Source organism: Candidatus Mycalebacterium zealandia, assembly GCA_014075295.1.
GTDB classification, from domain to species: domain Bacteria; phylum Desulfobacterota_D; class UBA1144; order Nemesobacterales; family Mycalebacteriaceae; genus Mycalebacterium; species Mycalebacterium zealandia.
On the sequence record CP046180.1, the window covers coordinates 992,565 to 1,006,521 of the forward strand.

Annotated in this window: 13 protein-coding genes and 1 other RNA gene; 2 read left to right on the forward strand and 12 right to left on the reverse strand. The window is 48.8% G+C overall.

Features of this window, described 5'->3' with window-relative positions; translation table 11 throughout:
• Positions 1-2: 2 nt before the first annotated feature.
• The 12 genes from GKS04_05015 to alr form a co-directional block, all read right to left on the reverse strand.
• Positions 3-1,991, reverse strand: coding sequence for an RNB domain-containing ribonuclease (locus GKS04_05015; protein QMU56489.1), 1,989 nt, complete (start codon positions 1,989-1,991; stop codon positions 3-5).
• 1 nt (position 1,992) lies between these two features.
• On the reverse strand, positions 1,993-3,636 hold the full coding sequence (locus GKS04_05020) for a CTP synthase (GenBank protein ID QMU56490.1): 1,644 nt from the start codon (positions 3,634-3,636) through the stop codon (positions 1,993-1,995).
• Positions 3,636-4,247, reverse strand: a complete 612-nt coding sequence (rdgB, locus tag GKS04_05025; GenBank protein ID QMU56491.1) for an RdgB/HAM1 family non-canonical purine NTP pyrophosphatase — start codon at positions 4,245-4,247, stop codon at positions 3,636-3,638. Before rdgB ends, GKS04_05020 begins: the two co-directional genes overlap by 1 nt.
• Before the next feature lie 19 nt (positions 4,248-4,266).
• Positions 4,267-4,619: a transfer-messenger RNA gene (ssrA, locus tag GKS04_05030) on the reverse strand.
• A gap of 67 nt (positions 4,620-4,686) precedes the next feature.
• The gene (locus GKS04_05035) at positions 4,687-5,361 is read right to left on the reverse strand and encodes a tetratricopeptide repeat protein (GenBank protein QMU56492.1); all 675 of its coding nucleotides are present in this window, start codon (positions 5,359-5,361) and stop codon (positions 4,687-4,689) included.
• Between the two features lie 27 nt (positions 5,362-5,388).
• The gene (locus GKS04_05040) at positions 5,389-6,114 is read right to left on the reverse strand and encodes a trypsin-like serine protease (GenBank protein QMU56493.1); all 726 of its coding nucleotides are present in this window, start codon (positions 6,112-6,114) and stop codon (positions 5,389-5,391) included.
• A 411-nt stretch (positions 6,115-6,525) separates the two neighbouring features.
• The gene (gene smpB / locus GKS04_05045) at positions 6,526-6,981 is read right to left on the reverse strand and encodes an SsrA-binding protein SmpB (GenBank protein ID QMU56494.1); all 456 of its coding nucleotides are present in this window, start codon (positions 6,979-6,981) and stop codon (positions 6,526-6,528) included.
• An 86-nt stretch (positions 6,982-7,067) separates the two neighbouring features.
• On the reverse strand, positions 7,068-7,715 hold the full coding sequence (locus GKS04_05050) for an MCE family protein (GenBank protein ID QMU56495.1): 648 nt from the start codon (positions 7,713-7,715) through the stop codon (positions 7,068-7,070).
• Positions 7,716-7,720: 5 nt separating this feature from the next.
• A complete protein-coding gene (locus GKS04_05055; protein ID QMU56496.1) occupies positions 7,721-8,506 on the reverse strand; it encodes an ATP-binding cassette domain-containing protein in 786 nt (261 codons plus the stop codon).
• A gap of 21 nt (positions 8,507-8,527) precedes the next feature.
• Positions 8,528-9,310: a hypothetical protein gene (locus GKS04_05060; GenBank protein ID QMU56497.1), complete on the reverse strand. Its 783-nt coding sequence runs from the start codon at positions 9,308-9,310 to the stop codon at positions 8,528-8,530.
• On the reverse strand, positions 9,298-10,698 hold the full coding sequence (locus tag GKS04_05065; GenBank protein QMU56498.1) for a hypothetical protein: 1,401 nt from the start codon (positions 10,696-10,698) through the stop codon (positions 9,298-9,300). Before GKS04_05065 ends, GKS04_05060 begins: the two co-directional genes overlap by 13 nt.
• A complete protein-coding gene (alr, locus tag GKS04_05070) occupies positions 10,695-11,879 on the reverse strand; it encodes an alanine racemase (GenBank protein QMU56499.1) in 1,185 nt (394 codons plus the stop codon). Before alr ends, GKS04_05065 begins: the two co-directional genes overlap by 4 nt.
• A gap of 17 nt (positions 11,880-11,896) precedes the next feature.
• Here alr and GKS04_05075 point away from each other — a divergent pair, with 17 nt between their 5' ends.
• Complete coding sequence (locus GKS04_05075) at positions 11,897-13,054, forward strand: MFS transporter (protein QMU56500.1); 1,158 nt, start codon at positions 11,897-11,899, stop codon at positions 13,052-13,054.
• A gap of 16 nt (positions 13,055-13,070) precedes the next feature.
• Entirely contained in the window at positions 13,071-13,955 is an 885-nt protein-coding gene (gene metF / locus GKS04_05080) for a methylenetetrahydrofolate reductase [NAD(P)H] (GenBank protein ID QMU56501.1), read from the forward strand.
• The last annotated feature ends 2 nt before the right edge of the window (positions 13,956-13,957 follow it).

Below are 13,957 nucleotides of genomic sequence, written 5' to 3' on the forward strand. Positions count from 1 at the left end.
CGTTAAACAGCCGTAAGTTTCAATCTGCGTCTTACAGGGTCAACTTTGCGTATCTTCGCTCTGACTTGCCCGCCTTCCTTTAAAACGTCCTTTTTTTCGCCGTGAAGCGGGAACTCCAGACAATACTGCGGGAAATACGCGAACACTCTCCCGTCCGCGATACGCGAAACAGTTCCCTCAAGCCGCGCTTGCGAGTCCATCATTCTGAAATGCTCAAAAAGCCAAAACCGTGTTCTGCTTCTCTGAACAACGCGCCTGTCATGAATTATCTGTTCGGTTTCGGAGATGATTTGCAGAATAGATTTTTCATCAAGCCCCGCTTCGCGGCGAATTTCGGACATAATCTGCCTCTGCACAATCAGGTCGCGGTATCTCCTTATGGGCGAGGTCGCCTGCGCGTAACACTCAACTCCGAGCGAGCGGTGCGAGTCCGGATAAATGTTGATTTTGGATGGCTTCATAAATCTGCCTATCCGAACCGGGAAAAGCGGGTCTTTTTCATCAACATCTCGCGCGGCGGGAGAAATGGGCTCGGTCTGGGAACGGAAAATTGCGGGCACGGAGTTTTGTTTGAGAAAGACGGCGGAAACATTGTTCGTGGCTATCATAAGTTCGGAAACAACAAGGTGTGCCTGGCCTTTGGGCTGCGCGAAGCCGGCTTTGATGTTTCCGTCCGCGTCCACGCGGATTTTTAACTCCGGAACATTCACTATCAACGCGCCCCGCTCAATCCTTTTGTGCTTCAATGCCGCGCATATCTCCGCAAGTTTCTTCCAATCGCCCCCGGTCTCAATTAACCCCTCCGCTTCGTCGTAAGTCATGTTGCGTTTGACGGAAATTTTTGTCGCGGCGAAACGAAAATCGCTCATCTCAAGGGTACACGGGTCAAAATCCATAAAAACCGAAAGCGCGGCGCGCTCGGTTTTCTCAATTAAACTGAGCCGCCCCTTTATCAGTTCCGAGGGGAAAATATCTACCCTGCGCTCGGGAAAATACATAGTTTCAGCTGCTTGCTTCGCCTCGCGATCAAGCGCGCCGTCCGGGCGAATGATTAGAGCGACATTGGAAATATGAACCCCTACGCGCAAACAGGTTTCGGAAGTCTCAAGGGAAATTGCGTCATCAATATCCTCTGTCGTCTCATCGTCAATTGAAAAAGTTTCAAGCGCGGTCAAATCCTCAAGAGAACCGGTTTCTGTTTTTCCGGAAATCAGGCGCGCTGACTCTTCAAGCGCTTCGGGCGAAAAACCGTCCTTGATTCGGGCGGCTATCATCACGGGGTCGGAACCTTCGGGCAAGTCACCTGATTCAATCAGCAATTCGGTCGCCTCTGCGGAATCTTTTATTCCGGTGTTTGATAAAATCGCGTGCGCGGTTTTGAAAGCGGGATTCTCCTCGGCATTTTCAATATAAGCAATCACGGCTTTCACGCACCTTTGCCTGTCAAAACCTTCAGGTTCGAACTCCGAGCCTGAAAGAACCGACCGTATCCACTGCTCCGACAAATCACCCTGTATTTTGTCCATGGCGCGTTTTTTGACACGGGCAAGCACTTTTTCAACGCATTTTTCGGCAAGCGGGCGGTAACCACCCTTGTACCGTTTGAAATAGACCGTGTCTTTGTCAACAGCCCAGAATAGTTTGAGGATTTCGTCCGCATCCGGCTCGGAGCCGGATGAATAAACCGACAAAATTTCGCCAAAGGAAACCGTCTCTCCCGCGCCGGCAAAATGCTCCCATAGAGGTTTTAAATCAAAACCGTCTTTGGCGGCTTCAAGATTTTTTCTGAGACGCCGCATCTCCATTTTCCACTCGGCGTCCGTTTTCAGGTCAAGCGTTATGCCCGCGCTGAACGCGACTTTGTCATCTGAAACCCGCATGTTTTTTCCTTCTTCGGAAAAAACCGTTACAGCGCCGTCCTCTGAGGAAATAAAAATTCCGCAACACGGCTCCTTTCTCTTTCTGAAAATTACAATTTCGCCCGGTTTCATCTCATCTGGATTTCCGGAAATTGAGAGCCGCGCCAATGAAATCCCTGAAAAGAGGATGCGGACACAAAGGAGTTGAAAGAAATTCGGGGTGAAACTGACATCCTACAAACCACGGGTGTTTTTTGAGTTCAACAATCTCCACAAGCGAAGAATCCGGCGACTCGCCACTTGCCACAAGTCCGCCCGCCTTGAGTTCTGAAAGGTAATCGTTATTGAATTCAAGACGGTGTCTGTGCCGCTCTGATATGCGCTTTTTCCCATATGCCTTGTGTGCGCGCGTGCCGTTTCGCAACACACACGGGAAAGCGCCGAGCCTCATAGTCCCCCCTTTCTTTTCAATGTCTTTCTGCCCGCTCAGAAAGTCAATCACCGGATGTGGCGAGTGGGCGTCCACCTCACTTGAATGGGCTTTTTTTATTCCGCAAACGTCTCGCGCGAATTCCACAACCGCCATTTGCATTCCGAGACAAATTCCAAAAAACGGAATGTTGTTTTTTCTTGCGCGCGCTATCGCTTTTATCTTGCCCTCATAACCTCTCTCTCCAAAACCGCCGGGCACCAGAATGCCGTCCGCGTCTTTGAGAAGTAACGAACTCTCATTTTTGATTTCCGCGGAATCAATGTATTTGATGTTCACCTCGCAACCGTTTGCCATTCCTCCATGAACAAGGGCTTCGTGAAGACTTTTGTAGGTGTCGCTCTGTCCCGTTACATATTTGCCCACAACCGCTATCGTAACGGTCTTTGACATTTTGCCGATGCTTTCAAACATCCTGCGCCAACCCGTCAGTCTGGGGTTTCTCGTCCATATGTTCAGCTGTGAGGCGACCGTTTCGTCAAAACCCTCACCGTGCAACACAAGCGGCACTTCATAGACTGAGTCCACATCCTTGCCGGATACAACCGAATTGAAATCAACATTGCAGAAAAGCGCGATTTTCCGTTTGATTTCATCGGGGAGTTGCTTTTCGGTGCGGCACAGAAGAACATCGGGCTGAATTCCAATCTTCAGCAACTCCTTCACGCTGTGCTGTGTGGGTTTTGTCTTAAATTCCCCCGAAGCGCCTGCGTAGGGAACGTATGTCAGATGTATGAAAACGGTGTTTTCCCTTCCAAGTTCAGACCGCAACTGGCGCACGGCTTCAAGGAACGGCAGACTTTCAATGTCTCCCACGGTGCCGCCTATCTCAACAATCACAACATCTTTTTCGCCGCTGTTGCCCAGCAATTCTATTCTGGATTTAATCTCATCGGTGATGTGAGGAATAACCTGAACGGTTTTGCCGAGAAACTCGCCCTCTCTTTCTTTTGTTATGACCGAATGATAGACCGTTCCCGAAGTAAAATTGCACGCGCGTGTAAGTTCGGCTTTTGTAAAACGCTGGTAGTGACCAAGGTCAAGATCGGTTTCGGCTCCGTCATCGGTAACAAAAACCTCTCCGTGCTCATAGGGGTTCATCGTTCCGGGGTCAACATTGATATAGGGGTCAAGTTTCTGAACGCCGATTGTGAGTCCTCTGCTTTCAAGCAGAAGCCCCAGAGACGCGGCGGCTATGCCCTTGCCAAGAGACGACATCACGCCGCCCGTAACAAAAACGTATTTGACGGGGCGGACTTTCTTTTGCGTGGAAGGTTTTCTGTTCATTAAGCTATCTCCCGCACACGCAAGGCAATCTCTCTTGACGCCTTGCCCCTGTGGCTTATGCGGTTTTTCTCTTCAGCGGAAATTTCAGCCATTGTTTTCCCTAAAGACGGGAGAAAGAAAACAGGGTCATAGCCAAATCCGCCATCACCTTTTTTTGCCTCCGCTATCACTCCTTCGCACACTCCGTCCACAACAATTTTCTCCCCGTCCGGCAAAATCAGAGTCAGAACGCAAACATAGCGTGCGCCTCTGTCCTGAACGCCTTTGAGTTCCGACATCAATTTATCCAAGTTTTCCTCATCGGTGGAGTTTTCGCCCGCGTAACGCGCGCTGCGCACTCCGGGTCTGCCGCCGAGCGCGTGAATTTCAATTCCCGAATCGTCCGCGAGCACGGCGGGCACAACGGAGCGTTCGGAACGAACAGTTTCAAAAACCGCTCGGGCTTTAAGAAGCGAATTTCCCGCGAAGGTTTCGCCGGTTTCCTCCGGCATAACAACCGAAGGAAAATCTTTGAGGGATAAAATTTTGTTGAAAACTCCGCTCATCAGGCAGCCGAATTCACGCGCTTTGCCTTCATTGCCGGTCGCAACAATGATTTCATCAAGGTTCACAGAATTATTCCATTTAATCTGGTGGAGGCGGCGGGAATTGAACCCGCGTCCGCAAAAGAGAATCACCCAGCCTCTACATGCTTATCCCGCCGTAATTTGACGGAGAAAGTTGCCGGCGGGCGAGCGCTTTTTCCGTTTTCCCGATGAGTTTTCTCACCCGTTCGCGCACCGGAAGCCGCGAACAAGCCAGCCTGCTGGATGCCGCCTCACGAAGCCCGCAGGCATTGCCGCGTGAAGCGCTGCGGCGTTAATTAGGCCGCAAGTGCGTTAATTGGTTCGCCGTTTAATAAGCGAGAGGTCAGTTTAACGAGTTAGCCAAGCTCGGCATGCAACATGAGCTGTCTTCAGATACGTCGAAGCCAGTTCGCCCCCTGTCGGGATACGGATACTAATGAATTGAAGGCGATATTTCAAGAATGGGTTTTGAGCAACTGTAATTTCAATTAAAAATGTGCCGCCGAAGTTTCCGCGCCAAAGAGGGATTTAATTTGTTCAACCGCTCCCACGCTTCTTTTGCCTTCTTGTCCTGACGGTTGAGTTTGTAAGAACCTGCCAAGTTATACCACGCTTCCGCAAACTCAGGATTTATTCGGAGTACCTCTCTATATGACTCTACCGCTTCCCCGTATCTGCCTTGTCTGCCATAAACATTCCCCAAGTTATACCACGCTTCCGCATACTCAGGATTTATTCGGAGTGCCTCTCTGTATGACTCTACCGCTTCCCCGTATCTGCCTTGTTTAGCATAAGAAAGTCCCAAGTTATTCCACGCACCCGCAAGCTCAGGATTTATTCGGAGTGCCTCTCTATATGACTCTACCGCTTCCCCGTATCTGCCTTGGTTATAATAAGAAACTCCCAAGTTATTCCACGCTTCCGCATCCTCAGGATCTATTCGCAACGCCTCACGAAAAGACTCTATTTCTTCCCCGTATCTGCCTTGTTTTGCATAAGTAGTTCCCAAGTTATTCCACGCTTCCGCAAGCTCAGGATTTATTCGGAGTGCCTCTCTATATGACTCTATCGCTTGTCCGTGTCTGCCTTGTTTGGCATAAGAAAATCCCAAATAAAACCACCCCAAAGAATCAGAAGGTAAAAGTTCAATCCACTTCAAGGAGTGCTTTTCAAGTTCAACCCAATCCTAACTATCAACCAGAGAATTTGCCAAGATGAGATTCAGCAAACGAAAACCGGCAATCAGTGTTTCGGAGCTTATAGTAGAATCGGTCTCAATCCCGCTTACACGGACTTCCTCTATCCATTCAACTGGAGTTGCAAACCCTATGTTTTGTGCCTCTTCCAAAACAAAAGACACAATGCCGACAAGATTGCCTTTCTTATCAAAAAGCCCACCCCCTGAGGAACCTGATGAAACTGATGCGTCAGTCTGAATAATCGGGGGAGAGTCTTTCTTATCTCTGCGCAGTTGAGAAACCAGCCCCGCGCTTAAACTGTAATCCATTCCTTCGGGCGAACCGATTGCGTAAACGGATTCACCAATTTTCAGAGAATTTGATGGGCGAATTTTTGCCTTTTTGCTTTTCAATCCCGGAACATTCAGCAAACAGACATCTTTTTCCCAATCGGCGCGGAAAAGCGTGGCGGTTTTTGGCTGCCCCGTTTTGGTATGAACGGTTATTTTTTCTCCGTTTTCTATAACATGACAGTTTGTAACAACTTCGCCTTTGCCGATGACAACACCGCTACCCTGTGATGTATTTTTCCCTTCGTCATCATAAACATAGACAACCACAACTGAGCGGGACGCTTTCTTAAAAACCTTTGAAGCGTCTTGCGCGAACGCAAAGGAAGCAAGTGCGAAAAACGCAATTGGCAACAGAAAAATTGTTTTCAATCTCACAGACATTCCGTTGATTTTATCACAAGTTTTCTCAATGCCACGGATAGGGGTCTTTATCAACGGGATTGCTGATATTTATCGTATCGATTGGGGTTGTAGTTTTGATTTTTGTTTTTGCGTTTAACCTTTGCTCTCAGTTCGACGGGCGCGGTTTTGAGGCATAAGCGCCTGCCGGATTTTCTCACGCTCCGGTATGTTCGGGGTCCGCTTTGACCGTTTTTTTATAAAATTCAATCGCTTTGGAGTAAAGCCTCTGCGTCTTGTAAGCGACTCCCGCCGGATGCAGAGTTTCGGCTTTACCGTAAAAACCTTTTTCCGCCTGAACAATTCAGGACTACCGGGCTGCGGAACCTCCGAACGCCGACACGGAAGTTGCCGCAAACAAAACGAGAACCGCAAAAAATGCCAAACAGCGCGTCATCTTCTTTTCATTTCCCTTTTCATCGCTCTTTCCATTTCCCTGTCGGCTTCGCGTTTTTTGACGTCGGAACGCTTGTCGTAAAGCTTCTTTCCTTTTGCGAGCGCGACTTCCACCTTCGCAAAACCGCCGCGAAAATAGATTGAGGTTGGCACAAGCGTGTAGCCCTTCATTTGAGTTTTACCGATAAGTTTGTCTATTTCGCGCTTTTTCAAAAGCAGTTTGCGCGAACGGTTGGGCTCATGATCAAGCGCGCCCGCCGCCTCATACGGCGCGATGTAGCTGCCTACGAGATGAACCTCGCCGCGCTGTGCAACCGCATAACTCTCTTTTATGCTCGCCTTGCCGTTTCGCAGGGATTTGACTTCGGAGCCCGTCAGCACAAGACCGGCTTCAAACTTCTCCTCTATGTGATAATCCCTGTTAACGGTCGGATGTTTGCATACACGCTTCATCGGAAATCACCGTGCGGCTCCCGGCATTGCCGGACAAACCGCATCTTCCATAATAAAAATAACTCCGATAAAACAGAATATGAAAATTAGTAGAAAGTTCCCGCCACTCCAAGAACCGCCGCTATAAAACTTACCGGAGCCAAATCCTCTATTGTGTCCAGACTTGTGTTGGCTTTGAAAATCATCTCCTGCGCGGCTTCATAGAGGTCTTCCTCGTTGATAATTTTGCCGACTGAACCCTCGCCTTTGTCCACTTTTGTGAGTATGGAATTGAGCCGAGTCGCGGCTTGCGCGGCTTCATCAAGAAATTCTCCGGCGTCCTGAATGATTTTGTCGAAATCATGCGGAGTTTTGCCATCCAGAGACTCCCCGGACGCAAGCGCGCGCCCTTGCGGAGAACCTAATGAAAGATTGACGTAACTTGTTCCCAGAAGGCTGCTGAGACGCACGGTGGCGACTGTGTTTGTGTTCAGGGGAATATCTTTGCGCACTCTCACGCTCACTTTTATTCTGCCGCCGTCCGAAGAAAAACCTATGCTTCTTACATTGCCCACCCTGACTCCCTCCATCTTGACAAGCGAGCCCTCTTCAAGCCCCGAAACGGAGTCAAAATACACATCCAGATTTCTATAACCGGAAAGAAAAGACGACGAGCCCGCGAACTCAAGCACAACCATAATCGCCAGAATACCGGCAAGAAAAAAACCGCCGATTTGCAAATCTCTTTTTTTCAATCCCTTCAACTTTGCTCCTCTAAACTCTCTTCAGCATTGGAACCGGAGAAAAAACCGCGCACAAGCGGATTTTTGCTGGTGGAGATTTCCTCATATGTGCCAGTCTCAACAATCTGTCCACTGTGCATTATAGATAACCGTTCAGCGAGAGCAAAAGCAAGTTCAACATCGTGCGTTACCACAATCTGGGTTATTCCAATTTCGCGTCTGATAATAAGCAGTAAATCCCTGACGGATTTTTTTGTCGCGGGGTCAAGCCCGGTTGTGGGCTCGTCAAAAAGTATTACATCGGGATTGGTCAAAAGCGCGCGGGCGATTGCAACACGCCTGCGCATCCCGCCGCTCAATTCTGAAGGCATGGCGGACTCCCTGCCCGCGAGCCCGACAAGCGAAAGAACCGCAGTGGAAAGTTCTTTTATGGCGCTTTCGCAATCAATAACCCCGTGCTCCCTGATAAACAGTTCCACATTTTCCGAAACGCTCATTGAATTAAAAAGCGCCGAGGACTGAAAAACAAAAGAAACAGTTGTGCGCGTAACCTCAATAGGCTCCGAACCTATCAACACCTCTCCCGCGTCCGGAGTTTCAAGCCCCGAAATGTGCCTCATGAGCAATGTTTTTCCCGAACCGCTTCTGCCGAGAAGAACAATCATCTCGCCGGCGGAAACTTTGAAGTCAACCCCTTTGAGAACTTCCTGCCCGTCAAACGATTTTCTCAAACCCCGAACTTCAACCGAAACCGGTTTTCCGTTCAGAAATGACAGGAGTTTATCAATATTGTTGCCGCTCATCAGACTTCGCGCGCTCCGCCCTTAAATTATCCCCGCAAGGAACAGGATTTTTGATATGAAATAGTCGCATACGAGAATCATCACTATTGACGCGACAACCGCGCGCGTAACCGAAACCCCGATTTGGCGAGGCCCGCCGGTTGTTTCAAGCCCGATTTTGCAACAAATCACCAAAATAACAAAACCGAAAACAAGCGCTTTTATAACGCCGTTCAAAACCGTTTTCAGATCAACGAAATCACCCAGATTATTGAAATAGGTAACCGCCGGAAGAGAAATCTCCGGATTTGTCGCTCCAACGAGCGCACCGCCGAGCCAGCCCGTAACAATCATTAAAAGCACAAGAATTGGCATTGAAACCGCAAAAGCCACGAGGCGGGGCATCACAAGAAATTTTACGGGGTCTATTTTCATTGTTTTGAGCGCATCAATCTCATCGTAAACCCTCATTGACGCAAGTTCCGCGGTTATTGATGAACCCAAACGCCCGGCAACCAGAATTGAACACATAACAGGCCCGATTTCCCTTGAAACCGCCACGCCTATGAGCCCGCCGAGAGTTTCCTGAATTCCAAAATCGGCAAGAAGCGGACCCGTTTGAAGGGCAAGAACCGCGCCGCCCGAAAGCCCGATAACCGAAGCGACAAGAAGCGTGTCTGAGCCGATTACGACTATTTGAAAAAACACCTTGTCCGCGTTCGCTCTGATGTCTTTACACCAGTAAGCGGAGAGAAAAAACAAACGAAGCGCGCCGCCCGTGAAAAACGCAAAACGGTTTAGAATTCCCTCTTTCATCTGCGGCAATTCTCCACACTTTTTACGGGACTTCCAACCTTAAGCGGTAAAAACAAGAATCGTATTCTGCGCCCCTGCAAGTCTGACGCGTAGCCAAACGCCTTTCCGGCAATATGAAAAAAACTCTCATCGCATGATTTTCTGAAATTCAAAGTTCCGAACAAAAGAGAAACCGCAGTTCCCTTTCCGCGTTTTCTGCGGACTTCAAAAACTCTCCATAGAAAAGAGTAGTTTCTGTAAAACTTCGCGCTTGAACCGACAAACGGCTCAAAAGGCGCAAGCATGTGAAAATAAGAACGTCCCTTGTCATCGCGTTTGTATGAAAACACGGGCCACAAATCAACCTTGAGCGAACTGCCCCTCCGAATTTTGTCAAACGGGGTTTCGCGCACAACTTTAAGAGCAATCAGAAAACTGTCTTTTTTATATTCATGATGTTTGAATTTCAGTCTGGAAGACGTGTAAAGCGGCCATAGGAGAAACTTTGTTTTCTTCACCCCAAACGTCTCGGATGTTTCAAAAAAAGGAAAAAATCTCACTCTTCTCTCCGTATCGCTTTTTTTGAAATTTATAATGGGCCACGGCAAATGAATAGAACGCAGATTACGTTCCGGATCAACGCTTTTCTGAAAAAAGGGCCACATATACATTGTGTGTGATTCGGTTCCGTAATTAATTCTGTAATAAAAAGGAAAAAACGCCCTGTAGCGTCTGTAGGTTTCACCGCTTCCTTTTTTCACATCAAAATGAAAAGGCCACAGCAAAAATCTGGAATGGGAATTCTTTCCTTTAGACCACCCGAACAGGGGCCAGAAGCGAATCCCTTTTTTCTTGCCCGAATAAAACGCGAAGACGGGCCACAAGAAATTGCGGGAAATCTCGCCATCTGAACTGACGGTACGAAAATAGAGAGGGAAAAGAACAAATTTTGTTTTCCCGCCAAAATTTCCGTAAAACGGCGCAAACGCAAAAGACCTTTCCGCCGGATTCGGAGATGAGCGGTGAAAAATCAGAGGGTATATTCTGAGACTTTTTCCGCCGGAGCCGGTCAAGCCGGTTTGTTTTGAAAACGAAAGAGAATTAAAGAAAATCCCCATCCTGTATCCTCTCGGAGTTGCCCGATAGTGAAAAAAAGGATACAGAAAATCAAGGGACATAGAATCAAGCGACCTGTCTTTTTTAACATAAAACAGGGGCCTGAACGCAAACTCGGTTCTTTTTTCGTCTTTCACTCTGAGGAATGGTCCAAATGAATACGCGGACACAGAACTGTCTTCGCGGGAAACCCCAAATGGGTCAGGTCTGAGAAAAAGCGCGTCCGCCGGGCGGGTTTGAACCACAATCATGAAAAAGACAATTAGCGAAAAAATCGCACGCGATGTTATACGGCAACTCAATTTTCCTGATGTGGCTCCGCCGGCTCGTTTGAAATTCTTACACGAACTTTGCCCCCGATGAGCGTCATGATTTCGTAAGGTATGGTGCCCGCCCACTGCGCCACATCTTCAACGAAAATTCCCTCGCCCCCGAATAAAATCACTTCATCCCCGATTTTAACCTGCGGAACACCGGTAATATCCAGAGTTGTAAAATCCATGCACACTTCTCCCACGACCGGAACGGAAACACCGTTTACCGAAACACGGGCGCGGTTGGAAAGGCTTCTGTAATACCCGTCCTTGTATCCGACCGGAATGGTCGCGAGCAGCGAGGATTTTTTTGTTTTAAAAGTCCCGCCGTAACCAATCGGCTTGCCCGCGCCGATTTTTCTTATTCTTACAACCGAAGTTTTAACCTTCATGACCGGAGCCAGCCCGTTTTTTTCAAAAGACGAGCCGTAAAGCATAATTCCGGGCCTTACCATGTTGCCAAACGATTCTGAAAATCTCTGAATCGCCGCGCTGTTCGCCATATGTTTGAAGTATGGACGCACGCCTGAATTTTCAAGATCCGAAACAACCGAATTAAATTCGGCAATCTGCTTAAAAGTCGGTTCGGGTTCAGAAGCCGAAGAATGGGCGAAATGAGTAAACACACCCGCGAGATTCAAGCCCGGTAAGGTGCGCGCTTTTTCCATTAAATCAAAAACATCTTCCCTTGTGGCGCCGAGGCGTGCCATTCCGGTGTCTATCTTAAGGTGGTATTCCACCTTTTTGCCGGATTTTTTTGCGGCTTTGGAAAGAGAATTAAGACAGTTTTCCGTAAAAACCGAAAGCGTAAGCCCGGCTTTGACGGCATCCGCGACCAAACAGTCCTGCGTCACGCCCATAACAAGAACGGGCGCCGAAACACCGGACTCCCTTATCTCCAGCCCCTCCTCAACCGAGGAAACTCCAAGCATCACAACCGGAGGAAGTTTCGCGAGTTTTCTGCTGATTTCAACCGCGCCGTGCCCGTACGCATCCGCCTTGACGACAGCCGTTATCCCGACATCCTTTCCGACCGTCCGCGCCGACAATTCCACATTGCTTCTCAATGCATTGAAATCAATTTCAGTCCATACGCGGTTCATCAAACAGAGGTTTGTGAGAAAATTAAAACCTTTCGTTATGATAAGATACCGTCGCTTGGAAAGCAACACGGGCCTTTACTGCAATGAATCCGACCGAGTCAAAATCAACAAAAATCATAGGAGCGATACTAGCGACAAGACTTCTCGGAATTTTCCTTATTCTTCCCGTTTTCAGTTCCTACGCTTTGCAGTATCCGGGCTCTTCACATTTTCTCACGGGGCTGGCTTTCGGCATATACGCGCTAACGCAGGCTCTTTTTCAAATTCCATTCGGAAGGGCGAGTGACAGATTCGGAAGAAAACCCGTAATCGTGGGAGGGCTCATGCTTTTCTGCGCGGGCAGCATCGGTTGCGGGCTGGCGGAAAACATCTGGCAACTCATAATCGCGAGAGCGGTTCAGGGGAGCGGCGCTGTAGGCGCGGTAGCAATAGCCGCACTCGGAGATTTCACAAGACCTGAAGTTCGGGGGCAGTCTTTCGCGATAACAGGCCTGATCATCGGCGCGAGTTTTATGGTTTCGCTTCTCGCGGGTCCCGTTATGGCGTCATGGATGGGGTTTGAAACGCTTTTTTACGTTCTCGCCGCTCTCGGAGTCGCTTCAATTACAATAACTCTCGCGTTTTTCCCCAATGAAAAAACAGATGTCGTACACGAGCCTGAAGAACCCGCACCCACGCTCCGGAAAAACTCAAAAATAAAGGAAATACTCGTAAGTTCTTTCATACTGTCTTCCATTCTCAACATCTTCCTGTTTGTATATCCGCTCAGTTGGGAAAGCACGGCGGGAGAAAGAATTTCCCATATCTGGGAAGCGTATTTTATTATGCTTCTTCCCGCGGCGTTTTTCGCTTATCCTTTCCTGAAAATTATGGAGAGAAGAAAGAAAATGAACATTCCCCCACCTGTGGCGATTGCTCTTCTGGCCACGGGAACGGCTATCGCGGCACTGATTCCGGGCAAGACCGGATTGATTGTCGCGGGCACGATTTTCTTTCTCGGACACTCAATCTTTCAACCACTTCTTCCCGCTTTTCTCACTCAAGTGGTGTCAAGCGGGTCGCGCGGAAATGTGGCGGGATTGCTCAACCTCGCGAGTTTTCTCGGAGCGTTTACGGGAAGCATGCTCGCGGGATTGTTGTTTCCCGCAGGATTCGGCTTAGCTTTGGCTCTGTGTTTTGTGCTCATAGCGGCTTGGCCGCTCGTGGGAATTCCCAAACCTCCAAGCAGTGGAGCGGTTTAGAGGCGTACAACATAAGATGACTTTCCCCGAACTTTACAGAAATCCGTCCAAACCGGTCATATCATTTGAGATATTTCCTCCGAAAACACCGGAGGGAAAGGGAAACCTCCTGTCCTCTCTGGAAGTCCTTGCGAAACTCTCCCCGGGATTTATCTCAGTTACATACGGCGCAATGGGGTCAACCCGCGGAAACAGTTTTGAGATTGCGTCCCACATAAAAGACAAACTGAAAATTGAGACCGCAAGCCACCTGACCTGCGTGGGATCCTCAAGCGCGGAAATAGATTTGATTCTAAAAAACCTGCGCGAGCGCGGCATAGAAAACATCGTGGCGTTGCGGGGAGACCCGCCCGACAACCGGAAGAAGTTCACCACGGCGCATGGCGGATATTCACACGCAAACGAATTGGTGGAACATATACGGGGTTTTGAAAGTGAAAACCGAAACGGGCGTTTCGGCGTGGCAGTGGCTGGATATCCGGAAAAACACATTGAAGCCCCCTCGCTTGAGAAAGACATAGAAAACCTTGCGAAAAAAATTCACGCCGGTGCGGATACAATAATCACGCAACTGTTTTATGACAACCGGTTCTATTTTGACTATGTGAAAAAAGTCAGGCGCGCCGGACTTGAAAATCCCGTAATACCGGGGCTCATGCCAATTCTCTCAATGCGGCAGGTCTTGAAAATAACATCAATGTGCGGAACTACGGTCCCCGAGTCTATAATGAAACGCCTTGAAGAGTGCGAAAGAAAAAACGGCGACATTGGACAGGTCGCAATAGACATCTGTGCCGAACAGGCGGAAAACCTTCTGAGCGAAGGCGTGCCGGGAATACATTTTTATGTTCTGAACAGGGCTTCGTATGTCAAATCCGTGCTGAAACGGCTCGGCTTGTGAGC

Bases quoted from the DNA above. Each gene is read 5' to 3' on its own strand.
- GKS04_05015 (QMU56489.1), bottom strand. From the start codon at position 1,991: ATGAAACCGGGCGAAATTGTAATTTTCAGAAAGAGAAAGGAGCCGTGT.
- GKS04_05020 (QMU56490.1), bottom strand. From the start codon at position 3,636: ATGAACAGAAAACCTTCCACGCAAAAGAAAGTCCGCCCCGTCAAATAC.
- GKS04_05040 (QMU56493.1), bottom strand. From the start codon at position 6,114: ATGTCTGTGAGATTGAAAACAATTTTTCTGTTGCCAATTGCGTTTTTC.
- smpB (QMU56494.1), bottom strand. From the start codon at position 6,981: ATGAAGCGTGTATGCAAACATCCGACCGTTAACAGGGATTATCACATA.
- GKS04_05055 (QMU56496.1), bottom strand. From the start codon at position 8,506: ATGAGCGGCAACAATATTGATAAACTCCTGTCATTTCTGAACGGAAAA.
- GKS04_05075 (QMU56500.1), top strand. From the start codon at position 11,897: ATGAATCCGACCGAGTCAAAATCAACAAAAATCATAGGAGCGATACTA.
- metF (QMU56501.1), top strand. From the start codon at position 13,071: ATGACTTTCCCCGAACTTTACAGAAATCCGTCCAAACCGGTCATATCA.